Source organism: Paenibacillus sp. P46E (assembly GCF_001909095.1).
Lineage (GTDB): Bacteria > Bacillota > Bacilli > Paenibacillales > Paenibacillaceae > Paenibacillus_AQ > Paenibacillus_AQ helianthi.
In genome coordinates, this window is record NZ_LVYZ01000062.1 from 1 (window position 1) to 22594 (window position 22594).

Consider the following 22594-nt stretch of genomic DNA (forward strand, 5'->3'; position numbering starts at 1 on the left):
TGAGGAAGGTTACGGCCTGGCCGTACGCCGAATGACGGAACCGGAAAGTGTATTTGGACAACTGAAAAATAACCGGGGCTTCCGGCGCTTTCTGCTTCGCGGCATGGAAAAAGTGACGCTTGAGGTCGGTTGGCTTTGCCTTGCCCACAATCTCTTGAAGCAAGCTGCAAATGACCAAAAACAAAGAGCAACATTTCTCCAGTGACGGGAGAAATGTTGCTCTTTTGACCTTTTTACGGTTTTGAAAATGAGAAGGGTTTGTCTCTACTCGTAGAAAACTACTTTTGGGACAGCCCCTTATTTTTTTGCAGAGTGGTGTTGCCTGCCTGTATGCTGGTTTATTGCGGATTGCGCGGCGGGAGGGGGCCCAGGTATTGATAATACTGGCACTCGATACGACCGTTGTACAGCTTGCGCCGTTTGTCCGCCTTGCGTCCATAGAACTGTTCGAATTCCTTGTAGGGGCTGATGGCGAAAAAGGACCATGTCGGAAGATACAGCATCATTTCACCGAATTGACGAGTGAGCTTCTCTACTTCCTTGTCATTACTGATCCGTTCCCCATAAGGGGGATTGGTGATGATGCAGCCGTATTCGCCTTGCGGTCTGGCCTTGGCGGCAGCGATAGCCTGAAATGTGATCTCGCCGGCAAGTCCGGCACTCTTGGCGTTGGCTTCGGCGATTTCAATCGCTGCGGGATCGATATCCGTGCCGGTCAGCTGCAGCGGATAGTCATCGCGCACAGCGTCAAAGGCCTCCTCGCGTGATTCTTCCCAGAGACGCTGCGGGATTTCCGGCCAATGTTCGGATGGGAATGAGCGCCGCAGGCCTGGGGCAATGTTCCAGGCAATCATCGCCGCTTCAATCAGGAGCGTGCCGGAGCCGCAACATGGATCATACAGCGGGCGGTGGCCGTTCCAGCGGCTGATCTGGATCAGCGCGGCAGCCATAGTTTCCTTCAGCGGTGCTTCCGTTGCCTGGCGTCGGTATCCGCGTTTGTGCAGCGCAGGACCGGTGGTATCCAGCGTAATCAGAGCGGTATCATTTAGAAGTATCACTTCTACCACATACCGTGGACCGTTTTCGGGGAACCATTCGGTACGATAGGATAGCTTCAGCTTTTCGACAATAGCTTTCTTGACAATGCCCTGACAGGCAGGTACGCTGGTAAGCTGGGATTTATGCGACCTTCCTTCCACAGGGAATTCTCCGTTTTCGGGAATCCAGTCCTGCCACTCTATGGATTTGACGCCTTCAAACAGCTCGTCAAAGGTTTTGGCCGGGAACTGGCCCATTTTCACTAAAACACGGTCAGAAGTCCTGAGCCAAAGATTACAGCGGCAGATATCGATGTAATCTCCACTGAACAATACCCGGCCATTCTCGACCGTAGTCTCATAACCCAGTTCGTTTAATTCACGTGCTACGACTGCTTCCAGCCCCATGGGGGCGGTAGCGATCAATTGTAATTTGCCCAAATTCGCTCAACTCCGTTTAACTTGTGGATGAATACACATAACCTTTACAATAAGGGAAGCGGTGCTTCCGGTAGTCCTCATACGGCTTGCCTATCAAGTATAGGGGAAGGATGGACGCAGCACAATGCCCGTCCTGCCGTATTCTGCCCGCTTGATGTTCTAAGAGCAGTACTAACCACAAAGGAGAATACATATGCCCAATCAAGAAGAATATAGTGAACAACTATATACAGAGGACACGCTCCTGCTTAAGGTGAAGCAGGCTATTAAGGAGAGTGACATGCCCGAGGTGTCCATCGCGCCCGGATATGGACGAATGCTGACTATGCTGGTTGCGATGTCCCGCTCTACCCGTATTTTGGAGATTGGGGCACTCGGCGGGTATAGCGGTATCTGCCTCTGCCGCGGACTCCAAAATGGGGGGCGGCTGACCTCGCTTGAACTGAAAGCCGAATATGCAGAGCTTGCCGGACGGCACCTGGAAGAGGCCGGATTCGGTGAAGCCGTAGAATACAAGCTCGGCCCTGCGCTGGACAGTCTGAAGCTGCTTGAAGCGGAGGGTCGGACCTTTGATTTCTTCTTTATTGATGCCGATAAGGAGAACTATCCGAATTATCTGGAATATGCCATCAAGCTCGCTTCACCGGGTGCAGTGATTGCCGGAGATAATATTTTTCTGCGCGGACGCACTTTGAATACAGAGAAGAATGGACCCGCCGTACAGGCTATGCGCCGCTTCAATGAGAGGATTGCCAGTGATGAACGGCTGACAAGTACACTTCTCCCCGCCTACGATGGCCTGGCGCTGGCGATTGTCAAATAATGTGCAGCCGCTGATCTTATCAGCGGAATAATCGCGGCGCCGTGCCTTTGTACAGCTTCAGCCGTACCCATACCGTATTGACCAGCAGGAAGCCGCCGGAGATGAGGAACAATCCCTCAATGCCGATATAGCCGGACAGAAAGCCGCCGATAACGGCTCCAAGCATGTTCCCAAGTGCCAGCATACTGCTGTTGAAACCGAAGGCCCGGCTCTCCTTGCCGTCAGGCGTATAGGAGCGGATGAGAGCGTTGACGCTCGGCAGCAGTCCGCCCATGAAGACACCCATGAGGAAGCGGACGACAACCAGCTGCCAGACAGTTGTTACAAAAGCCTGCGGAATGATAAACAATGCAGCGCCGATGAGGGCGTAGGTAAGAATCCGGTGAGCGCCAACCTTATCGCTCAGCTTGCCGAGTACAGGTGATGCCAGCATGTTGGACACACCTGTAACCGCGCTGACGACTCCAGCCCAGAAAGCAATGTCCACGGAGGTACCGTGCAGCTTCTCTACATAGAGCGGAAGCAGGGTCATCGGGGCGATCATGGCAAACTGCAGGAGAAATGTTACACCGAACAATGCAGGCAGCTGTGGGACCTTTGCGAGTTCCTTAAAGCCTGCAAAGACTGAAATCTGCGGGACTTGAGCAGCTTCGGCACGGTCGAATTTCTCTTTCACGAGAAATAATGCCAGCAATGAGGCGGCAAATAATAAGGCGCCTACGATATAAAAGATCGGGCGGTACCCGATCCAGTCGGCCAGAGCCCCGCCGATCAGCGGACCGAGAATGGTCCCGGCGACCGAGCCGGACTGCATCAGCCCCATGGCAAAGCCCATGCGGGCTTTCGGGGTATTGCCCGAAACAAGTGCAATCGAAGCCGGATTGAATCCGGAGATCGTCCCGTTGAGCAGGCGGAGCAGCAGCAGTTGCATAGGTGTCTGGGCAAAGCCCATTAGCACAATGACTATCGCCATACCGAAGCTGGAGCGCAGCAGCATGATTTTGCGCCCGTATTTGTCGGCCAGTTTGCCCCAGAGTGGCTGGAACAGGAATGAGGTCATAAAGTTAGCTGCAAAAATAAGTCCGGCCCACATCCCTAGCGCATCCCCATGAACTCCCAGGTCTTTAGCGAGATACAGGGACAGAAATGGGGTAATCATGGTCATACCGGCATTAACCAGAAATTGACCAAACCAAAGCACTATGAGGTTGACTTTCCAGGTCTCCCAATTCTTCAAAGTGCTTTCACTTCCTTTCAAGGGATTCAAAGATCACGAGTTCTCAAAAAAAGACATTTAATCAGTATATCATAGTTTCAGAGACAGTTGATGCAACACTTGTCATAGTAATGTCATGGGATTGTCATTACCTCACGGGTTCGGCGGTTGTTCCGAACTTTTAAAAAGAGCATAATAAAGGATAAGTGTTACCCACATTCTATCAACTAATGGAGATCTTATCATGACCTACAATGACACTTTTATCCGCGCCTGCAGGAAGCAAGACACGGAGCAAATTCCCGTATGGTACATGCGGCAAGCTGGCCGGTATGATCCCGAATACCGTAAAATCAAAGAAAAATACTCGCTGCTCGAAATTTGCGGGCAGCCGGAGCTGGCAGCAGAGGTCACTATGATGCCTGTACGCAAGCTGGGCGTGGATGCGGCCATTCTGTACTCCGATATTATGAATCCGGTAGCATCGCTGGGGGTAAAGTTCGATATCGTGAAGAACATTGGCCCCGTTATTGAGAACCCTATCCGCAGTGCTGCCGATGTGGACCGCCTGAAGCCTATTGATGTGGAAGGCGACCTTAGCCACATCCTGAAGACCATTGCCATTCTGGACAAAGAACTGGAAGTGCCGCTGATTACCTTCGCGGGAGCACCCTTCACCATTGCCAGCTATCTGATCGAAGGCAGGCCTTCGAAGAGCTACCACCGCACTAAGGAATTAATGTACAGCCAGCCACAAGTATGGTTCAAGCTGATGGACAAGCTTGGCGATATGGTGATCGCTTATTTGCGTGCCCATGTAGCCAGCGGAGGCAAAGCCTTTCAGTTATTCGACAGCTGGGTAGGTGCACTCGCTCCACGTGATTTCGAGCACTACGTACTGCCAACCATTTCCCGTATTTTTGCCGGACTTTCGGATCTTGATGTGCCGAAGATTTATTTCCCTGGTGTCAGCTCAGGAGAGCTGCTGTCAAGCCTGAAGAATCTTCAGGCGGATGTAATCGGACTCGACTGGCGCGTCAGCATTACGGAAGGCAGACAGCGCACCGGCGGCGGATTTGCAGTTCAAGGCAATTTGGACCCTTATCTGCTGACGGCTCCGATGGATCTGCTCAAGGAACGGGCCAAGGTGATTATAGATGAAGGCATACTTGAGCCGGGTTACATTTTTAATTTGGGTCATGGATTATTTCCCGAGGCATCTTTGGACACGCTAAAGGAACTGACGGAATATATCCACGACTATTCCCGCGAGGCGCTGAAGAAAACTCCAATCCCTCGTCTTTCATTATAATCAGATCACCAGCTGTGCCCATTATCCGCAGAAAGGGATGGAATCCATGACTACTAAAATTGGTGTACTCGTTATGTCTTACGGCACTCCTGAAAGTCTGGAAGGGGTAGAGGCCTATTATACTCATATCCGCCGGGGCAATGCGCCTTCTCCGGAGCAATTGAAGGAATTGAAAGACCGCTATGAAGCAATAGTCGGCGGGGTTTTTCCGCTTCGGGAGAACACGGACCGTCAAGTGGAAGCGCTGCAAGCCGCGCTGAACAGCGGTCATACCGGTGAAGAAGTAGAATATATCTGCTATCAAGGGCTCAAGCATGCACATCCTTTTATTGAGGACGGTGTAGAAGCGATGGTCCGGGACGGCATTACCCATGCTGTGGGTATTGTGCTTGCACCGCATTATTCCGTCATGAGCGTAGGCACTTATATCAAACGTGCTAAGGAAAAGGCGGAGACCTGTGGAATCGAGATGGCTTTCGTGGAGAGTTATCACCTTCATCCGGAGCTGATCGATGTTCTTAGCCGCAGAGTGTCGGCCAAGCTGGACCTGTTTGAGGAGGCTGGTGCGGTGCGTGAAGAGGTGCGGGTCTTGTTCAGCGCCCATAGTCTGCCCGAGCGCATTCTGTCGATGGGAGATCCCTACCGTGACCAGCTGCTGGCCACCTCTGAGGCTGTCGCCAAGCTGGCGGGAGTCAGCTCCTGGCAGTTCACCTGGCAAAGTGCTGGCCGGACAGCCGAGCCATGGCTTGGACCGGACATTCTGGTGACGATGCAAGAGCTAAGTGAGGCGCAGGTGAAATACGTGCTGGTTGCTCCGGTCGGATTTGTCTCCGACCATTTGGAGGTGCTGTATGACCTGGATATTGAAGCGCAGGCTTTGGCTTCTGAGCTGGATATGCGGCTGATGCGTATTGATTCACTCAACAGTGACCCTGCGTATATGTCTGTGCTGAGCGGTGTAGTGCGCACCAAGACCAGAGAGCTGAAGGTGGGCCGATCATGACTGGCGCTACTCGTAAAGTAGTGATTATCGGCGGAGGCCTCAGTGGCCTCAGCGCCGCTTTTTATGTCCGCAAATATTACCGGGAAGCCGGGATACAACCGGATATCGTTCTGGTCGAGAAGGAAGGGAGCCTTGGCGGCAAGATAGAAACGCTGCACCGCGAGGGCTTTGTGATTGAGAAGGGGCCAGACTCCTTCCTGGCCCGCAAGACGGCGATGAGCGATCTGGCGAAAGAACTGGGAATCGATCATGAGCTGGTAACCACGAACCCGAATGCCAAGAAGACGTACATATTGCAGCGTGGCAAGCTGCATCCCATGCCAGCCGGTCTTGTGTTGGGTATTCCCACAGAGCTCAAGCCGTTTCTAAAGAGCGGTCTCGTCACTTTTGGCGGCAAAATGAGGGCGATGATGGATTTTATCATTCCGCCGCGGCGCAGCTCTGAGGATGAATCGCTAGGTGCTTTGATCGAACGGAGGCTCGGGACGGAAGTTCTGGAGAATATGACAGAGCCGCTGCTTGCCGGCATTTATGCCGGAGATATGCGTAAGATTAGCCTGCAGGCTACGTTTCCGCAATTCGGTGAAGTAGAGAGACAGTACGGAAGCCTCATTCGCGGAATGACGACGGGACGGAAACCGGCTGAAACGCATACCGGCACCAAAAAAAGCGCTTTTCTCACCTTCCGCAAAGGTCTCCAGAGTCTTGTCCATGCCTTGATTCATGATCTGCATGATGTCGAGCAGCGGACGGGAACTGGAGTTACAGATATAAAGGTCTTAAGCGGAACAGAGTCCTCAGTTTGGGCTTCACAGACTTCGGAAACCGTGCCTGCACCCCGTTATGAAGTAGTATTGGATAACGGGGAGCGGCTGACGGCGGATGATATCTACGTCACCGTGCAGAATTATGCTGCTGCGGATCTGCTTCGTCCTCATGTGGATGTGTCAGCGCTGGACAATGTTAATTATGTATCGGTGGCGAATGTAGTCATGGCTTTTGCGAAGCAGGATATTGTGACTGAATATGACGGTTCCGGCTTTCTGGTTCCGCGTAAGGAAGGACGTAATATAACAGCCTGCACCTGGACTTCCACGAAATGGCTGCACACCAGCCCGGATGACCGCGTCCTTCTGCGATGTTATGTCGGCCGGTCTGGCGATGAGCAGAATGTAGACTTACCGGATGAGGGACTGGCTGAGCTGGTGCGCAAAGACCTGCGGGAGATCATGGGTATTTCCGCCAAGCCGTTGTTTACTGAAATTACAAGGCTGAAACATTCCATGCCGCAATATCCCGTAGGGCATCCGTCCAAGATTGCCGGACTGCGCAGCGAGCTCGGACAGAAGCTGCCGGGAGTGTATGCTTTTGGCGCAGGCTATGATGGCATAGGTATGCCGGATTGCATCAAGCAGGCCAAGCTGACGGCGCAGAATGCTGCCGGAAGCTTCGATAGTCAGCCGGAGCAGGCTGCTGTAATGAGTTAATCGTAACGGTGAAGTGCACCATAAGGCGCGCTCCACCGTTTTTACTTGTCTACTTTGGGTGAGCCTCTCTATTTTGGAGGAGGGGGCAGGACTTATGCTATAATAGAAACAATTTTAGGGCAAAGGAGATTACTTGCACTCATGTATCCGCCGCGTTCACGTACCCGAAAAAACAACAAGCAAAGCAGCAAGCGCCGGCGCAGAACGGTTTGGGTATGGATTAACGCAAGCCTGCTTCTAATGATCGCTGCACTGCTGACTTATGCTTTTATGGGCGATCGAGATTCAAGCGACAATCCCCCGCCGGCTGCAGCAATAGTTAGTTCCCCATCACCGGAGCAGGGGGAAGCTGTACCCGGGGCTACGGTATCCTCTCGGCCGACCCCGGAATCTTCACCAGAACCGGAGCCTTCATCTGAACCGGCTGTGGTGACAACTCCGTCACCTGCCGCCCCCGTTCCTTCCCTTGCTCCTGAAGCAAGCACAGTACCGGAGGGGACAGACCAACCCGATGATAAGGGCTCTACTCAGAATTCCGGCAGCAGCCCAATTTCAGGCCTTCCAGAGAATGCCGGAAAGACCGTGAAGCTGAATTTTGCGGGAGATGTCATTTTCTCAGGCAAAGCGGGTGAGATCCTGCAGCAAAAAGGCTATGACTACTCTTACACCGCTCTGGATGGCATGTTCAAGAAGGATGATCTGACTGTTCTAAATCTGGAAACGCCAATCACCACCGGAGGGGTTGGTGCCGCTAACAAGCAGTTTGTATTCAAGGGCGATCCCAAGGCATTGGATTCCTTGAAGGCTGCTGGTGTGGATGCGGTGAATCTGGCGAATAATCATACGCTTGACCAAGGTGAGGAAGGCCTGCTGGACACTCTTGAACATTTGAGCAAACGCGGCATTCCGTATGTGGGAGGCGGAGCGGATGCAGCTGAGGCATACAGCGCCAAATATTTTGAGCGAAATGGCATTCGTATCGCCCTGCTTGGATTCACACGAGTAATGCCTGTGATGGAATGGAAGGCAGAGACTGGCAAACCCGGAGTGGCTTCGGTATATGACAGCGCGGAAGCGCTGAAGGCTATCGCTGCCGCCAGGACCCAAGCAGACCTGGTCATTGTAATGGTACACTGGGGCAAAGAGCGGATTGAGCAATATGATTCCGTCCAGCAGGCACTCGGGCACAGCTTCATTGATGCGGGAGCGGATCTGGTCATGGGCGGGCATCCGCATGTGCTGCAGGGGATTGAGCCTTATAAGGGCAAATGGATCGCCTACAGCGCCGGTAACTTTATTTTCACCCGTTCCCAAACCCGGGCCACCTGGGATACCGCTGTGTTTCAGGCGGAGTGTAGCGCACAAGGTCAGTGTTCAATGAAGCTCAGACCGATGAATGCGGAGCTGGCACAGCCGGTGCCCATGAATGAAGTGGATGGACAGCTGCTGCTGCATAAAGTGGAATCCCTGTCCTCCGGTCTTGTGAGGATCGGCAATGACGGAAGCGTAGTTGAGGTTGTCAAGTAGGTGCAGGTATAGACTATACTTCTGCCGGAGGTGCTAACGATGAATAATATGTGTGTGGCTCATCGCGGATTTTCCGGTAAAGCTCCGGAGAACACCCTTGCTGCCATAAGGATGGCCATTGCACTCCCTTTTGTACGATGGATGGAGATTGATGTTCAGCTTACCAGAGATGGTGTCCCCGTAATCATTCATGACTTCTCGCTAGACCGCACCACCAACGGCCACGGCAAAGTCAAAAATATGGATTACGAACATGTCCGGCGTTTGGATGCAGGGAGCTGGAAAGGCCGTGCATTTCGCGGAGAACGCGTTCCCTCTCTGGAAGAGGTGCTGCAGCTTGCCTCCGGCAGGTTGCGATTGAACATTGAGCTGAAGACTAGCGGTGAAATGTATCCCGGGTTGGAAAAGGCGGTGATTGATCTTGTCAACACACACGGCATGCGTGATGAGGTGGTTCTGACCTCGTTCGATGCCGGCGCGCTGAAGCGGATCAAAGAACTGGACCCGCGTTTCCGCACAGGATTGATCTATGATGCGAGGTCCGGCGACCCGGCGAGGAAGCTGAAGGAGCTGGATTGCTCCTTTCTGTCCATCAGCTTTGACCGGCTGAATCCGGGTCTGGCGAAGCTGCTTGCCGAGCGCGGGGTACGGGTGATGGCCTGGACGGTGAATAAGGCAAAAGAGATGCGCCGTCTGGCTGCGATGCATTCCGATATCATGATCTGTACGAATCGTCCCGACATTTGGGGCGATACCTTTCTGGAAGTATAGCTTAAGCTTACAATTGATGGGAAAGAGAGCTGAAGAATGAATGTGCGCTGATGTTAACAATATCTACTGTGTTGGAAGAAACTACAAGCAACATGCGGAGGAGCTGGGCAACAAGGTGCCGGTGGAGCCACTGATCTTTCTGAAGCCTTCTCATGCAGCGGTTCCCCTCGACAAGGCCATTATTCAGCTTCCGAAGGATGCCGGACTGATTCATTACGAGGGTGAGATTGTTCTGCGGATTGCTAGGGACTATGTACCTGGGATGAGCGTGCAGGAGCTGGTGGATGTTATGGCCCTGGGGCTGGATTTTACCCTGCGCGATGTGCACAACGATCTGCAAAAGAAGGGGCTGCCCTGGACGCCCGCCAAAGGCTTCAAGAATGCGGCTCCGTTGACCCCCTATATTGCGTTTCCGGAAACGGATGAGCTGGAAGCGACGGATTACACCGTTCGCAAGAATGGCGTGGAGGTGCAGCGCGGGAACGTCAAGAACATGATTTTTTCACTGCAAAAAATTGTAGAGTTCATTGCCGCCCGTTATGGTTTGGGCAAAGATGATATTATATTTACCGGTACTCCGGCAGGTGTCGGCCCTGTGGCTTCAGGCGATTCGTTCGAATTGTTTTGGGGCGACCGCTTATTGGGCACCTGTCTCATCGGTTAGCATATGCTAACGGGACTTGAAGTGCTGCAATGGGTGATCGGCTTCTGCGGCGCCTTGCTGGTGGCTGGGGCGGCTTATTATAAGCAATCGCTCAGCTTTTCCGGGATGCTGGCGGCGGTTGCGATGGGAACGATCTACTTTGGGGCAGGGAATGCCTTTTGGTTTGGGATTTTGCTGCTGTTTTTTATCTCTTCCAGCCTGCTCTCGAAGCTTCACCATGTGAATAAGGCAGAACTGGAAGCCACCTATGACAAAACAGGACGCCGGGACGCCGGTCAGGTATTCGCCAATGGCGGGCTTGGCATGCTGCTAGTGCTCTTGAACGCCGTATTTCCCTTGGAGCTCTGGGGATATCTGTTCATTGGCGTCATGTCGACCGTGACGTCGGATACTTGGGCGACGGAGATCGGCACCCTCGCCAAGAAGCCGCCCCGCTCTGTGCTGACGGGGCGTATTCTGCCGCCCGGCACCTCGGGTGGGGTTTCGCTGCCGGGAACCCTGGCTGCAGCTGCAGGCGGCGCCCTGATCGGCGCTGCCTCCTGGCTGCTGAGGGCAGCCTCCGGCATGCCTGAGCACTCCGTCCTGCTGCTTACGCTTGCAGGACTTCTAGGGGGGCTCGTCGGCGCTTTCGCCGACTCGTTCCTGGGGGCAACGGTGCAGCGCATGAACCGCTGCACCGTATGCGGCCGCGAGGTGGAAGCCTCGCGGCATTGCGGTCAGCCTACAGTGTACGCCCGCGGCTGGCGCTGGATGGACAACGATGCGGTCAATGCCGTCAGCTCCATTCTGGGCGGTCTTGCCGCCTTGCTGGTCGGCGCGCTATGACGCGAGGCGGCAGATATTTGTGCTTTTCATATTATATATATACCAATATTCGCAATATTAAGGAGGTGAACCGGTGAGCAGCGCGTCCATTCACAAACATACAGCCATACTGGATGCCGCTTATGAGCTCTTCGGTTCAGGCGGCTTCTACGAAACGAAGATGTCGGAAGTGGCAGAACGTGCAGGGATTGCCAAGGGCACGGTGTATTTATATTTCAAAAATAAAGAGGATTTGTTCATGGCGGTCACCCGGCGGGATTGTGAAGGTTTTCTTCAACAGCTGGAAGGCAAGCTGCGGGCCAGCAGCAGTCTGACCGGGAAGCTGTCCGTTATTGCAGAGCATCATTTATTTTACTATTACGAACGCAAGCAGCACACGAAGCTTTTTTTTCGGGCGCCAAATAACAATCCTGAGCTGGTAGCCTACATGGCGCTATTTATGGATGAGTATATGCAGGCTGTAGTGAAGGTGCTGCTGGAAGGCGGGGCATCCGAGCCGGAGCTGATGGCGAAATCGTTCATCGGCATGCTGGACCGGCTGAAGATGGATATTCTGTTTGACCCCTCTTTCTCGGAAGAGGACGCGCACAAACGGACGAAGTTTGCAGCCAGTCTCTTTATCGGCGGCGCCGTCGCGAACATGAATGCGTCACTTGGAGATTTACCGGCAGGACAATAAGGATTACAGATCCGGTTTAAAATATAAGGCAAGCGAGGACAGAGCATGAATATTATGACCGTGGAACATCTTTCCAAGAGCTATGGGGAAAAAACACTGTTCCGGGATGCGTCGTTTGGAATGGATGACAGGGATAAGATTGGCGTCATCGGTGTGAATGGTACAGGGAAATCTACATTTTTGAAGATCATCGCGGGTCTGGATACGGCTGATGACGGGCAAATTTCAATCGGAAATTCGGTGCGGGTGCAGTACCTGGCACAGAATCCTCCGTATGAGCCGGACAATACCGTGTTGCAGCAGGTTTTTGCCGGGGATGAGCCAGAGCTCGCTACCATGCGGGAGTATATGGAGACGTTGTCTCTTCTGGATAAAAGCCCGGGCGACTCTGTCCTGGAGAGCCGCCTCGTACAGATTGGACAGGCTATAGATGCTGCAGGGGCGTGGCAGCTGGAGAGTGAAGCCAAAACCGTGCTGACCAAGCTCGGCATCACGCAGTTTGATGCGCGCATGGAGACGCTGTCCGGTGGACAGCGCAAGCGGGTTGCTCTTGCAGCAGCTCTGATTACACCTTCTGAGCTGCTGATCCTGGATGAGCCTACGAACCATATCGATACAGATTCGGTAGCCTGGCTGGAGCAATATCTCCAGAAGCGGCGCGGCGCACTGCTGATGGTAACCCATGACCGCTACTTCCTTGAGCGGGTAGCGAGTGTCATGCTGGAGCTGGACGGCGGACAGCTGTACCGTTATGAAGCGAATTATTCGCGGTTCCTGGAGCTGAAGGCTGAACGCGAGGAGCGTGAGGCATCCATGGAGCAGAAGCGCAAGAATCTGCTGCGCACCGAGCTGGCCTGGATCCGCCGGGGTGCTAAGGCCCGTTCGACCAAGCAGAAAGCCCGAATCGACCGTTATGAGAAACTGAAGGATAGCCAAGGCGCGGCTTCAACGGGCACACTGGACATTTCTGTGGCTTCGACCCGTCTGGGCCGCAAAATCATTGAGATCAAGGATCTTACCAAATCAATGGATGGACGGACACTGATTAAGGATCTGACCTATATCGCGGTGCCGCAGGACCGGGTGGGCATTGTGGGTCCGAACGGCAGCGGCAAATCAACCCTGCTGAATCTGATTGCCGGCAAGCTTCAGCCGGACAACGGAGAAGTGCAGCTGGGGGCAACCGTCAAGCTGGGGTACTTCACCCAGGAGCATCAGGATATGGATGACACCATGCGGGCCATCGAGTATGTGAAGGAAGAAGCAGAGATCATCCGTACAGCGGACGGGAGTGTAATTACAGCCGGACAGATGCTGGAACGGTTCCTGTTCCCGCCGGCTATGCAGTGGACGCCCATTTCCAAGCTCTCCGGAGGAGAGAAGAGACGTCTGTATCTGCTGCGCGTCCTGATGGGAGCGCCCAATGTACTGCTGCTGGACGAGCCAACCAACGATCTGGACATCGGCACACTTGCCGTGCTGGAGGATTATTTGGATGAGTTCCCGGGCGTAGTGTTTACCGTATCCCATGATCGGTTTTTTCTGGACCGAACGGTGGATAAGCTGATTGCTTTTGAACAGGGAAGCATTCGTCTGCATGTAGGGGACTACAGTGAATACGAGGAATGGATGGCGAAGAATATTCCGGCTGGTGCAGCAGAAGAGAGTTCAGGCAAGCGTAGCTCCACACCGGAACAAGGACCGGCAATACCAACTGCATCTCCTTCCAGAGAAAAGCTGAAATTCACCTTCAAGGAACAGCGTGAATATGAGGGGATTGACGAGGCCATTGAGCAGGCAGAGCAGCTTCTGACGGACATCAGCGTACAGATGGAAGCAGCCTTTGCAGATTCTGGTAAGCTTCAGGAGCTGGTGGAGAAGCAGCGGCAGGCAGAGGCGGAGCTGGAGCGTCTGATGGAGCGCTGGACGTATCTGAATGAGCTGGCAGAGAAGATTGCTGGTAAAGCGTAGGACGCGGGTAACCTGTAAACCGTGGATATCAAGCGGCATTTTTTGCGTCATACCAGAGACGGCTACCCTGCTTTTATGCTTGATGACTCACCAAATTGTGACACTAGCACAGCATTCAGAGCGCCTGCCCTGAGTGCTGTGTTTTCCTATAGGTGCGGCTTTACAGCGCAAAGAGGAGGCAGAAGAGATTGACATATTCGATTGAAACCGCGGTGGCCCTTCGCAACGCCGGGAAGGCTGAAGAGGCAAGAGAATTACTCCTTGCCCTGCTGAGCGGGGGTAAAGAGGATGCTGAGCTGCATTATCAGCTGGCCTGGACGCATGATGTGCTGGGCCTCGAACGGGAGGCTGTCCCTTATTACGAGCGCAGTCTGTCACTGGGCCTGCCCACCGAGCAGCGCATGGGTGCACTTCTGGGACTTGGCAGCACCTATCGAACACTGGGGGAATATACCCGGTCCAGGGAAGTGCTTGAGCAGGGGCTGCACGAGTTTCCGCAGCAGAAGGAATTTGCGGTTTTTCTGGCCATGACGCTGCACAATCTGGGAGGTCACAGTGAAGCGATGAAGCTGCTGCTTACATTACTTGCGGAGACTTCTGTCAACGAAGGAATCAGCAGCTACCGCCGTGCAATCCTGTACTATTCGGATAGAATAGACCAGGTATGGGAATAAGCATTCAGAAATCCAAGCAGGCAGGTTTCCGTGATTTGGAAACCTGCCTGCTTATTTTAAAAAAGCGGGCGCCATCACCAGCCGGTGGATACTTGGCTGTGTATGCGTCCGCCTATATGAGCCAACAGAAGACTTCCTGTTGGCTATTGATCATGTTAATCCGTCATTTCATCCGGCGGATCCTGCCTGGCAGGCTAGCTGCCGCCTGCCAGGGCAATCATTTGCACGACCGGGCGCGAGTCGCCGGTCAGCACAGCCTCTTCGGCGTTCATCTGCGAGGAACCGTCGCCGTCGAGGAAGATCCCTTCCCGCTGTTCGCCGGGGACGGTCTCCAGAATGGCTGTACGGAATGCCTCTGCCGTACAGCGTGATGGCGTGACGATCAGCCACAGCTTACCGTCCCCATTGTAGACCAGCCCCGAGCGCATCCGCTGCTCCTCAGCATAGGGCAGATGCTCTGCGGCTGCCGTTGCCTGCCACAGCTCTTCATGCTGCAGGTTCATGCTGATCCCGCCCTGCGCCCAGTAATGCCCGCGGTCCGTGACGGACAGGTCATCTCCGGAGGAGACGACCTGAACCGACATCGTCCCGCTCGCCCCGTCCCATACCAGCGTTCCACGCGGATACTTGGCGTTGAACCAGCCCGAACCATACGCCCCTTGAACTCCGTTCACCGGGCGGTCATTCAGGATCGCCACCGACAGCAGGTCGCTGCCGTAGAAGAAGCCGCCGTTAATCCCGTAGGCGGCAATCGGGCGCAGCGGCATACCTGCGCTGCGCAGCACGATGTCAGCAGGTGCCGCTGACATCATATGCAGCTGCACCTTGCCGGAGCTGTCCGCCTGCAGGTAGCTGTATGTGTGAGGGAGGCCATGAAAGGCCTCCCTCGGTTGCGGCTTCGTCAGCATCACGATAGCCGCCGCAGCAGCAACAGCCGCCGTCAGGAGAACGGCGGCTGTGAGCCATGGCCTGCGCTGTGAAGCCCACCGCAGGCCAGCGAGTACGACCTTAGTTCGCGCCCACATATGCCGCTAGCAGCTTGGCTGTGTTCAGTACAGCCTGCTTGTGGGTGCGCTCCATGGAGTGGGAGGCATGTACGCCCGGGCCGATCAGCGCAGCCCGGATATTGTTCCCGCCTCGCAGGGCGGCGGAAGCATCGGAGCCGTACTGCGGGTAGATATCGACTGCGAACGGAATGGCCAGACCGTTCGCCAGTTCGATCAGCCGGCCGGTCATGGCATAATCATACGGTCCGGAGGAATCCTTGGCGCAGATGGAAACATCGGTCTCTTTGCAGCTTAGATCATCACCCATGGCACCCATATCGACCGCGATCATCTCGCTGATCTCTCCAGGAATCCAGGCAGCACCGTGACCCACCTCTTCGTAATTGGAGATCAGCAGAGAGAGGTTATGCAGCGGTTTCCAGCCTTCCCGTTTGATGCTCTCCAGCAGCCCGAGCAGGGCAGCTACACTGGCTTTGTCATCCAGATGGCGTGATTTGATATAGCCGCTGGGTGTGATAACCGCCCGCGCATCGAAGGAGATGAAGTCACCGACAGCAATGCCGAGCTTCAGGACATCATCTTTGGTGGAGACCAGCTCGTCGATCCGGATCTCCATATTCTCCTCTGAGCGCTTGAAGTCACGTGCATCTGCGTAGACATGGACGGAAGGATGGCTGCTCAGAATTGTGCCGGTATAGGTTAATCCGGTGCGGGTGTGAATGACGCAATATTCATTTTCGATGCTGTTCATGGTAAAGCCCCCGACAGAAGTAAGACGCAGCGTGCCGTTCGGTTTGATTGAGCGTACCATCGCGCCAAGCGTGTCCACATGGGCGCTGATGCCGATGGTGCGAGCAGGATCAAGTCCGGGAACGGTCAGAATCACTCCGCCTTTTTCGTTCCAGCTCAAAGGTACACCCAGTGCTGCCGCTTCCTCAGCCACAAGGTTCATGGCCGCAGTCGTGAAGCCGCTGGGGCTGGGAGTATCGAGTAATTTTTTGAGAATGATTAGAATGTACTCTTCATTAGGTTGGATGGTAAGCAAGGTAAAGCCCTCCTGTTCTTTATAAGCGATATAATTTTGGGGTATGGTCATTTATAGCTTTTCTATGAAACTGTGGATTTGCATTCTTATACTGTAGCCAGGGTTTCAACCAATTCAGTTGTACTTATTCCAAGTAGCTTCAGTGCAACACAAATATTTGATTTTCGTAAGGCTATCTTATAGCTGGGATGTGCTGTTTGAGGACAGGTTGTCCTGATTCAAAGGCACCGCATCCAGGGAATTCCCTGCATCACGGAGCTTGTTTAGCTCTGCTGTAAGGCCTTTGATCTGCTTCTGCAGCTTGTATTGGCGAAAAATGCCATAAGAGCCGACAATCACCCCGCCGATCAGCGCACAGCCAAGAATGACCAGGATCAGCGGAATGCTGACAACATCAAAATAGAAATTAACCTGAACCGGATCCACATTGATGACTGCGAACACGGCGGTGAGCAAGGCAAAAATCAAGCCTAAGATAAGTGACCATTGCAATCTCATGTAACTTCCTCCTCTAAGCATAGATGACAAGATAAATCCCCTGCCCGCAGAGGGCAAGGGATTACAGTAATACTAAGCTTTATGCCTTATTTGGTCAACTGTTCCATTTGTTCAATCACGCTTTCGAAGACACTCATCGCTTCGCGGATCGGTGCAGGAGAGGACATGTCAACGCCTGCCTTGGAGAGAATGTTGATCGAATAATCGCTGCCGCCGCTCTTCAGGAAGCCGAGATATTTATCTACCGCCGGTTTGCCTTCTTCCAGAATCTGCTTGGCGAAGCTGGTAGCTGCCGAGAAGCCGGTAGCATATTTGTAGACATAGAAGCTGTTGTAGAAATGAGGGATCCGTGCCCATTCCATTTCGATATCCTTATCCACCACCATATCCTTGCCATAGTACTTGACATTAAGGTCATAGTAGATTTCCGACAGATCCTGAGGTGTCAGGGAATCGCCTTCTTCGGCGCGCTGGTGGATGATTTTCTCGAATTCGGCAAACATGGTCTGCCGGAACACTGTAGTGCGGAACTGGTCGGCATAATAGGTGAGCAGGTACATTTTTTCCTTCGGATCGGTTGACTTCTTCAGCAGATAATCCATCAGCAGTGCTTCGTTGGTAGTAGAAGCTACTTCTGCGAGGAAAATTGTATACTGTGCATCCCGGTATTTCAGCGTGTTGTCCGAATAGTACGAATGCAGGGCGTGGCCCATTTCATGAGCCAGAGTGAACATGCTGTTCAGGTTGTCGTTATGGTTCAGCAGCACATAAGGATGGGCACCGTAGGCTCCCCAGCTGTAAGCGCCGGTACGTTTGTTCTCATTTTCGTAGACATCAATCCAGCCCTTGTCATAGCCTTCCTGCAGCACACCTAGATAGTCCTCACCGAGTGGTTTCAGGCCCTCTTTGGTAATCTTCTTAGCTTCTTCAAAGGTGATATCCAGCTTGTATTCGTCCACGAGGGGTGCGAACAGGTCATACATATGTAGCTCGTCAACACCCATCAGCTTCTGGCGAAGCTTCATGTAGCGGTGCATCAGCGGCAGGCTCTCATGAATGGTATCGATCAGGTTCGTGTAGACCTCTTTGGGAATGTTATCGCCATAGAGCGACATTTCCAGAACAGAAGGGTATTTACGGACACGCGAGTAAAAAACATTTTTGTTGACGTTTGCACTTAGCGTAGCAGCAATTGTGTTTTTTTGCTTACCGTATGTCTCATACACCGCTTTGAAAGCATTTTTGCGGACCTCACGGTCGGGGCTCTCGAGGAACTGAATATAGCTGCCATGCGTTAACTCTACTTCCTTGCCTTCCTCATTCTTGATCTTCGGAAACTTAAGGTCCGCATTGTTCAGCATACTGAACACGGTTTGCGGTGCTTGCGCAAGCGTACCCACCTGGGCCAGGAGAGCTTCCTCCTCTTTGGACAGAACATGCGCTTTCTCGCGTTTCATTTCCGTCAACGTGAAGGTGTAGTCCGACAGGGAAGGGTCGGCAATGAACTGGTCGAGCTTCTCATTTGGCAGGGCAAGGATTTCCGGTGTGACAAAAGAAAGAGCTTCCCCGGCTTCTACTCCAAGCTTCTTCGCTTTCTGGGAGAGGGCCTGATAGGTTGGGGCAGCCGTATCCTCGTCCTGGCGCATGTGCGCATAGACATAGAGGCGTTCGGTCAGCAGGGACAGCTTATCATCGAGCTCAAAGCATTTTTTGAGTGCTTCGGGAGAGTCGAGCTTCCCCTGGAAATCAGCGGCGCCGTTAATAAGCTCCTTGACTTCCTTATATTCAGCATCCCATTGCTCCTGTGAGGCGAACATATCCTCAAGCTTCCAGCGGTTTTCGGCGGGCACTTCACTTCTCTTCAATAATTGTTCCATAGAGATCCTCCTCGGATGATGGGATGTAATAGGCATATGCTTCTGCGGCGCCGCAGAAGCAGCGGGATCGCCCGGCAGCAGGCTTAAGGCAAGCAGAAGCGGGAGGGACTTAACAGCAAAGGACATAACGGAAGCCTCCTTAACACTTTAAGGTTGACTTAGTATGCCCTCCCAAATCCTGATTATGAATGATCCAGCCTCAGAATCTATGCCACCAAGCTATAAATAATGAAGATAAAAGCCATAGCGATCAGAATGACCGCAGTCAGGGCCATGCCGCGCTTCAGGCGCGGCGGCACTTTTTCCTTGCCCATGATCAGCACTGCTCCAAGACAGAGAACAACAATAATGAAAATAACTAAATTCTCGTTATCCATTCCCGGCTAGACCTGTTTGAAGGCAGCGATGATATTTTTGTACTCTTCTTCATTATCTTTGTACGACTCTTTGTTGAAACGGTTGTTGACCCATTGCATCATAGCCGGACGGCTCATAAAGGTGTGTGTTTCTTCTCCCCATTGGTCAGAAATTTCACGGAGAACAATATAGCGCCCCTGAACTTCTACCGTCATCATATTCCATTTGTCTGTTTTGTATATTTCATGTTTTTTGATCATTATCATTACCACCCTGGCGATTTTTGGCTTTTGGCTCAATGATAACGCACGGGGGAAGTGAAAAGCAAATATTATCACTGGAGAAGGGAAATGATGGATTGATTTGGAGGTATAGTTGGGGTATAATGTAAGCATTCGTCATATATGGCGGTATTTTTAGGAGGTTGTTCATTTGAAAGGTACAGTAAAATGGTTTAACGCAGAAAAAGGCTATGGTTTTCTTCAAGTAGAAGGCGGCGAAGATGTATTCGTTCACTTCTCAGCAATTCAAGGCGACGGATTCAAGACTTTGGATGAAGGCCAAGCGGTAGAATTTGATATCACTGATGGTAATCGCGGTCCTCAAGCAGCTAACGTAGTTAAACTATAATAAACGGCTGGACAGTCTGTCAGTCACAACATATATTTTTGGAATGGCAACACTTGCAAGAGTGATAACCAGCAACTACAAAGCACACAGTTCTTTCGGGAACTGTGTTTTTTTATTTTCCTTTTTAGAACCATTAAGGGCTGCCAGTAGCAAGAAATGCAGCCCTTTGATAGAACTAATTGCCTTTGCGGCGGGAATAACGGGCGATACTGAAGCCGGTGTCCACCAGGTGCTTGGATAAAAAACCGACGAAGGCGAGCAGTGAGAAGCTCATCGCCACCACATAGAATACCGTCCGTCCGGCATCCTCATAGATGAACCCGCCAAATGTTCCGCTGAGCAGACCTGCCGCACTCGACCATACAACAGTGAAGATTGCCATGCCGGTTGCACGGAGATGATCGGGGATAATGCGAGTAATGTACCGGACAGCCGTCACGTAGTATATGCCGAATGAAATGCTGTGCATGGCCTGTATAGCAATTACAGTACCGGGTTCATTTGCCAAGGACATGAACAGGAACCGTGCAGCAAACATCAGACTGGCAAAAGCGAGCAGCGGCAACTCTTTGAATTTGTCACCGTATTTGCTCAGGACGAAAAAGACCGGAATTTCACTCAAAGCCGAAGCCAGCAGCGACCAGCCGATAATTTCATCTCCGGCATTCATGGCTTTGAGGCTGAGTGTTAAGAAGGCTTCATTCATCCGGTAACCGATCGCAAGCACGAAGACACTGCTGAAGAACCATAGCACTTCCTTTTGCAGCAAAATCTGTTTCAGTCCTCCGCGCTTAAGCGGCTCCTCTGCGGAACCGGCAATATTGTTCTTGTTATTTTCTTCGGTCCGTTTGACATCCTTGAGTCCAAAGGTAATGAGTAGCGCAATGACTACGATTACTATGCATACCGCTATGCTGTACGATGAGCCCAGAGCTCTCAGCACATATCCGATGGTCAGTGCGAAGAAGGAGTAGCCAAGTGATCCGAATACCCGGATCGTAATGAAGTTGCGCCCGTGGCGCTGGGCAATTTTGATTGCCATCGTATCCGCAAGCGGGAATAACGGGTAATAGAAGAAATAGAAAAGGGACAAAATAAACATCACGGCCCCAAAATCCGTAGTTCTTGCCAGCAGCAGTGCGGTAACCAGTTGGCCGGCCAGAAGAATGGCCATGATTTTTTTGATGGTGCCCAGCCTGTCACTCATCATGCTCCAGAACAAGTTGGACAGAATGGAGATCAGCGGTCCGATAGAATACAGAATTCCGATCTGTGGGCTGCTGAAACCAAGGTGAGTATAGAATAAAGGGAAATAAGAGACTACCAGCACACTTGTGCCGTAGAGTGTGAACATAAAGGATCGCAGCCAGTTTTGATCGCTGTACTGGCCTCCGGTCCGTCCTGATAACATGAAATTGCACTCCTCCGAATATGAGATACGGCTTCGTAATCCATACTATAGTGTTGAACGCGTTCTAGTATAGCACAATGCAAACGCCGGATGTCCGCAGAAATCAGGAGATTTCTGAATCTTTCAGCGTTTTGCGAAAGTGATTTTGTTGTTTGTACAAATACGCTCTGCATATTATAATAATGATGATTTGGATAAGGAGACAACAATGTGGAGGCACTGTCATTGAATGAATTTGAGCAAGGCCGTTACCTTAGCCCACGCGGCCCAATCGGGCTGATGAGCAGGGTCTACAAGTACGTGCTGCCGGAAGTGCGGGAATGTCTCCATTTCTGGCGCCAGGAAGCGGAAGGGATTCCCGACCCCGAGCTACGGAAGCAAGCGCTTGCCAGCATTGAGACCAAAGAGTTTCACTGCCAGGGTGGCGGAATATATGCCGCCGGCAATTTGTCGATGAGACATATACTGATTCCGCTTATTGTTGCTTATCAAACGATCAGTGATTATTTGGACAACCTGTGTGACCGCAGCACATCTCTTGATCCTGCCGATTTCAGGCTGCTGCATCAATCCATGCTGGATGCCATTAACCCTAAGGCTGAGCTTGGGAATTACTATGCGCTTCGCAGTGAACAGAATGACGGAGGATATCTGCACAGGCTTGTCCGTAAATGCCAGGAGATGACTGCACTCTTACCCGGCTATGCTGCGGCAGCTGAAGAAGTGCATGGTTTGGCAGTGCTGTATACGGATTTGCAGGTCTATAAGCACATCCGTCCCGACCTCAGAGAGGCTGCCCTCAAGGAATGGTGGGAGGTGGAAGGCAAGCGGGCCCCGCATTTGCAGTGGAATGAGTTTGCGGCGGCAACAGGCTCTACCCTCGGCGTATTTATGCTGTTTTTGGCTTCATGCGACCCCAAGCTGAGTACATCGGCAGCGGCTTCGATTCGGGCGGCATACTTTCCGCATTTATGCGGTTTGCATATTATGCTGGATTACCTGATCGATCAGGACGAAGACCGGGCTGGCGGGGATCTCAATTTCTGCAATTATTATGACAATAGTGATATCATGCTGAATCGGATCGCTTCCATTGTGGAGTGGGCCCGCAGGGATGTCCGGAATCTCCCCGAGACCTCAATGCATCGCATGGTCATCGAGGGCTTGCTGGCACTTTATTTATCCGATCCGAAAGTCAGCGAACAGCGGGAGGTTCGCTCAGTATCCAGACGACTGATGAGAAGAAGTCCTCTGACAAGATTATTCTTCTTCGTGAACAGCCGCTGGATACGCAGACATATGTATTAGAGGCTGCGGGGCGTTATTCTGATCAAGAAAG

The 22594-nt window shown here is 52.5% G+C and carries 23 protein-coding genes; 14 read left to right on the forward strand and 9 right to left on the reverse strand.

Annotation, left to right across the window (positions count from 1 at the left end; translation table 11 throughout):
* Positions 1 to 205 (forward strand): transposase (locus A3849_RS23475; protein WP_178382651.1); only part of this gene is annotated, 205 nt, incomplete at its 5' end.
* A 133-nt stretch (positions 206 to 338) separates the two neighbouring features.
* Here A3849_RS23475 and A3849_RS23480 read toward each other — a convergent pair.
* Positions 339 to 1478 (reverse strand): THUMP domain-containing class I SAM-dependent RNA methyltransferase, encoded by a 1140-nt coding sequence (locus A3849_RS23480; protein WP_074113567.1) that lies wholly within the window; start codon positions 1476 to 1478, stop codon positions 339 to 341.
* A 193-nt stretch (positions 1479 to 1671) separates the two neighbouring features.
* On the opposite strand from A3849_RS23480, the gene A3849_RS23485 reads away from it, so the two are divergent.
* The gene (locus A3849_RS23485) at positions 1672 to 2301 is read left to right on the forward strand and encodes an O-methyltransferase (protein WP_074113568.1); all 630 of its coding nucleotides are present in this window, start codon (positions 1672 to 1674) and stop codon (positions 2299 to 2301) included.
* Positions 2302 to 2320: 19 nt separating this feature from the next.
* On the opposite strand, the gene A3849_RS23490 is transcribed toward A3849_RS23485, so the two are convergent.
* Positions 2321 to 3538: an MFS transporter gene (locus A3849_RS23490; RefSeq protein WP_074113569.1), complete on the reverse strand. Its 1218-nt coding sequence runs from the start codon at positions 3536 to 3538 to the stop codon at positions 2321 to 2323.
* 223 nt (positions 3539 to 3761) lie between these two features.
* Between A3849_RS23490 and hemE the strand changes: the two genes are divergently transcribed.
* The 10 genes from hemE (at position 3762) to A3849_RS23540 (ending at position 14430) form a co-directional block, all read left to right on the forward strand.
* The gene (gene hemE, locus A3849_RS23495; RefSeq protein ID WP_074113570.1) at positions 3762 to 4829 is read left to right on the forward strand and encodes a uroporphyrinogen decarboxylase; all 1068 of its coding nucleotides are present in this window, start codon (positions 3762 to 3764) and stop codon (positions 4827 to 4829) included.
* Between the two features lie 46 nt (positions 4830 to 4875).
* Entirely contained in the window at positions 4876 to 5832 is a 957-nt protein-coding gene (hemH, locus tag A3849_RS23500; RefSeq protein WP_074113571.1) for a ferrochelatase, read from the forward strand.
* Positions 5829 to 7319, forward strand: coding sequence for a protoporphyrinogen oxidase (gene hemG / locus A3849_RS23505; protein WP_074113572.1), 1491 nt, complete (start codon positions 5829 to 5831; stop codon positions 7317 to 7319). The genes hemH and hemG overlap by 4 nt, the downstream gene beginning before the upstream one ends.
* A 141-nt stretch (positions 7320 to 7460) precedes the next feature.
* The gene (locus A3849_RS23510) at positions 7461 to 8846 is read left to right on the forward strand and encodes a CapA family protein (protein WP_074113573.1); all 1386 of its coding nucleotides are present in this window, start codon (positions 7461 to 7463) and stop codon (positions 8844 to 8846) included.
* Between the two features lie 39 nt (positions 8847 to 8885).
* Positions 8886 to 9617: a glycerophosphodiester phosphodiesterase gene (locus A3849_RS23515; RefSeq protein ID WP_074113574.1), complete on the forward strand. Its 732-nt coding sequence runs from the start codon at positions 8886 to 8888 to the stop codon at positions 9615 to 9617.
* 40 nt (positions 9618 to 9657) lie between these two features.
* Positions 9658 to 10281 (forward strand): fumarylacetoacetate hydrolase family protein, encoded by a 624-nt coding sequence (locus A3849_RS23520; protein WP_074113575.1) that lies wholly within the window; start codon positions 9658 to 9660, stop codon positions 10279 to 10281.
* 24 nt (positions 10282 to 10305) lie between these two features.
* On the forward strand, positions 10306 to 11106 hold the full coding sequence (locus A3849_RS23525; RefSeq protein WP_074113605.1) for a DUF92 domain-containing protein: 801 nt from the start codon (positions 10306 to 10308) through the stop codon (positions 11104 to 11106).
* Positions 11107 to 11179: 73 nt separating this feature from the next.
* Positions 11180 to 11785, forward strand: coding sequence for a TetR/AcrR family transcriptional regulator (locus A3849_RS23530; protein WP_074113576.1), 606 nt, complete (start codon positions 11180 to 11182; stop codon positions 11783 to 11785).
* Positions 11786 to 11830: 45 nt separating this feature from the next.
* Positions 11831 to 13756: an ABC-F family ATP-binding cassette domain-containing protein gene (locus A3849_RS23535; RefSeq protein WP_074113577.1), complete on the forward strand. Its 1926-nt coding sequence runs from the start codon at positions 11831 to 11833 to the stop codon at positions 13754 to 13756.
* A gap of 188 nt (positions 13757 to 13944) precedes the next feature.
* Positions 13945 to 14430: a tetratricopeptide repeat protein gene (locus A3849_RS23540; RefSeq protein WP_074113578.1), complete on the forward strand. Its 486-nt coding sequence runs from the start codon at positions 13945 to 13947 to the stop codon at positions 14428 to 14430.
* 194 nt (positions 14431 to 14624) lie between these two features.
* Here the strand turns inward: A3849_RS23540 and A3849_RS23545 are convergent, their stop codons facing one another.
* From A3849_RS23545 to A3849_RS23565, 6 genes are all read right to left on the reverse strand, one after another.
* The gene (locus A3849_RS23545) at positions 14625 to 15455 is read right to left on the reverse strand and encodes a hypothetical protein (protein WP_083613640.1); all 831 of its coding nucleotides are present in this window, start codon (positions 15453 to 15455) and stop codon (positions 14625 to 14627) included.
* Positions 15439 to 16482, reverse strand: coding sequence for a M42 family metallopeptidase (locus tag A3849_RS23550; RefSeq protein ID WP_256700892.1), 1044 nt, complete (start codon positions 16480 to 16482; stop codon positions 15439 to 15441). The genes A3849_RS23545 and A3849_RS23550 overlap by 17 nt, the downstream gene beginning before the upstream one ends.
* 177 nt (positions 16483 to 16659) lie before the next feature.
* Positions 16660 to 16980, reverse strand: coding sequence for a LapA family protein (locus tag A3849_RS23555; RefSeq protein WP_074113580.1), 321 nt, complete (start codon positions 16978 to 16980; stop codon positions 16660 to 16662).
* A gap of 86 nt (positions 16981 to 17066) precedes the next feature.
* Positions 17067 to 18857 carry an oligoendopeptidase F gene (gene pepF / locus A3849_RS23560; protein WP_074113607.1) on the reverse strand — a complete coding sequence of 597 codons (1791 nt, stop codon included), beginning with the start codon at positions 18855 to 18857 and terminating at the stop codon, positions 17067 to 17069.
* Positions 18858 to 19063: 206 nt separating this feature from the next.
* A complete protein-coding gene (locus A3849_RS33075; RefSeq protein WP_167374752.1) occupies positions 19064 to 19234 on the reverse strand; it encodes a hypothetical protein in 171 nt (56 codons plus the stop codon).
* A 6-nt stretch (positions 19235 to 19240) separates the two neighbouring features.
* Positions 19241 to 19474: a hypothetical protein gene (locus A3849_RS23565; RefSeq protein WP_074086091.1), complete on the reverse strand. Its 234-nt coding sequence runs from the start codon at positions 19472 to 19474 to the stop codon at positions 19241 to 19243.
* 172 nt (positions 19475 to 19646) lie between these two features.
* Here A3849_RS23565 and A3849_RS23570 point away from each other — a divergent pair, with 172 nt between their 5' ends.
* Positions 19647 to 19844, forward strand: coding sequence for a cold shock domain-containing protein (locus A3849_RS23570; protein WP_019911834.1), 198 nt, complete (start codon positions 19647 to 19649; stop codon positions 19842 to 19844).
* Between the two features lie 175 nt (positions 19845 to 20019).
* Here A3849_RS23570 and A3849_RS23575 read toward each other — a convergent pair whose 3' ends face one another.
* The gene (locus A3849_RS23575) at positions 20020 to 21255 is read right to left on the reverse strand and encodes an MFS transporter (protein WP_074113581.1); all 1236 of its coding nucleotides are present in this window, start codon (positions 21253 to 21255) and stop codon (positions 20020 to 20022) included.
* A gap of 225 nt (positions 21256 to 21480) precedes the next feature.
* Here A3849_RS23575 and A3849_RS23580 point away from each other — a divergent pair, with 225 nt between their 5' ends.
* The gene (locus A3849_RS23580) at positions 21481 to 22563 is read left to right on the forward strand and encodes a tetraprenyl-beta-curcumene synthase family protein (protein WP_074113608.1); all 1083 of its coding nucleotides are present in this window, start codon (positions 21481 to 21483) and stop codon (positions 22561 to 22563) included.
* Positions 22564 to 22594 lie beyond the last annotated feature (31 nt).

What these genes read in the sequence shown, in the direction of transcription:
- A3849_RS23485 (WP_074113568.1), top strand. Translation starts at nt 1,672, where the DNA reads ATGCCCAATCAAGAAGAATATAGTGAACAACTATATACAGAGGACACG.
- hemE (WP_074113570.1), top strand. Translation starts at nt 3,762, where the DNA reads ATGACCTACAATGACACTTTTATCCGCGCCTGCAGGAAGCAAGACACG.
- hemH (WP_074113571.1), top strand. Translation starts at nt 4,876, where the DNA reads ATGACTACTAAAATTGGTGTACTCGTTATGTCTTACGGCACTCCTGAA.
- hemG (WP_074113572.1), top strand. Translation starts at nt 5,829, where the DNA reads ATGACTGGCGCTACTCGTAAAGTAGTGATTATCGGCGGAGGCCTCAGT.
- A3849_RS23510 (WP_074113573.1), top strand. Translation starts at nt 7,461, where the DNA reads ATGTATCCGCCGCGTTCACGTACCCGAAAAAACAACAAGCAAAGCAGC.
- A3849_RS23515 (WP_074113574.1), top strand. Translation starts at nt 8,886, where the DNA reads ATGAATAATATGTGTGTGGCTCATCGCGGATTTTCCGGTAAAGCTCCG.
- A3849_RS23520 (WP_074113575.1), top strand. Translation starts at nt 9,658, where the DNA reads ATGTGCGCTGATGTTAACAATATCTACTGTGTTGGAAGAAACTACAAG.
- A3849_RS23535 (WP_074113577.1), top strand. Translation starts at nt 11,831, where the DNA reads ATGAATATTATGACCGTGGAACATCTTTCCAAGAGCTATGGGGAAAAA.
- A3849_RS23545 (WP_083613640.1), bottom strand. Translation starts at nt 15,455, where the DNA reads ATGTGGGCGCGAACTAAGGTCGTACTCGCTGGCCTGCGGTGGGCTTCA.
- A3849_RS23555 (WP_074113580.1), bottom strand. Translation starts at nt 16,980, where the DNA reads ATGAGATTGCAATGGTCACTTATCTTAGGCTTGATTTTTGCCTTGCTC.
- pepF (WP_074113607.1), bottom strand. Translation starts at nt 18,857, where the DNA reads ATGGAACAATTATTGAAGAGAAGTGAAGTGCCCGCCGAAAACCGCTGG.
- A3849_RS33075 (WP_167374752.1), bottom strand. Translation starts at nt 19,234, where the DNA reads ATGGATAACGAGAATTTAGTTATTTTCATTATTGTTGTTCTCTGTCTT.
- A3849_RS23565 (WP_074086091.1), bottom strand. Translation starts at nt 19,474, where the DNA reads ATGATCAAAAAACATGAAATATACAAAACAGACAAATGGAATATGATG.
- A3849_RS23575 (WP_074113581.1), bottom strand. Translation starts at nt 21,255, where the DNA reads ATGTTATCAGGACGGACCGGAGGCCAGTACAGCGATCAAAACTGGCTG.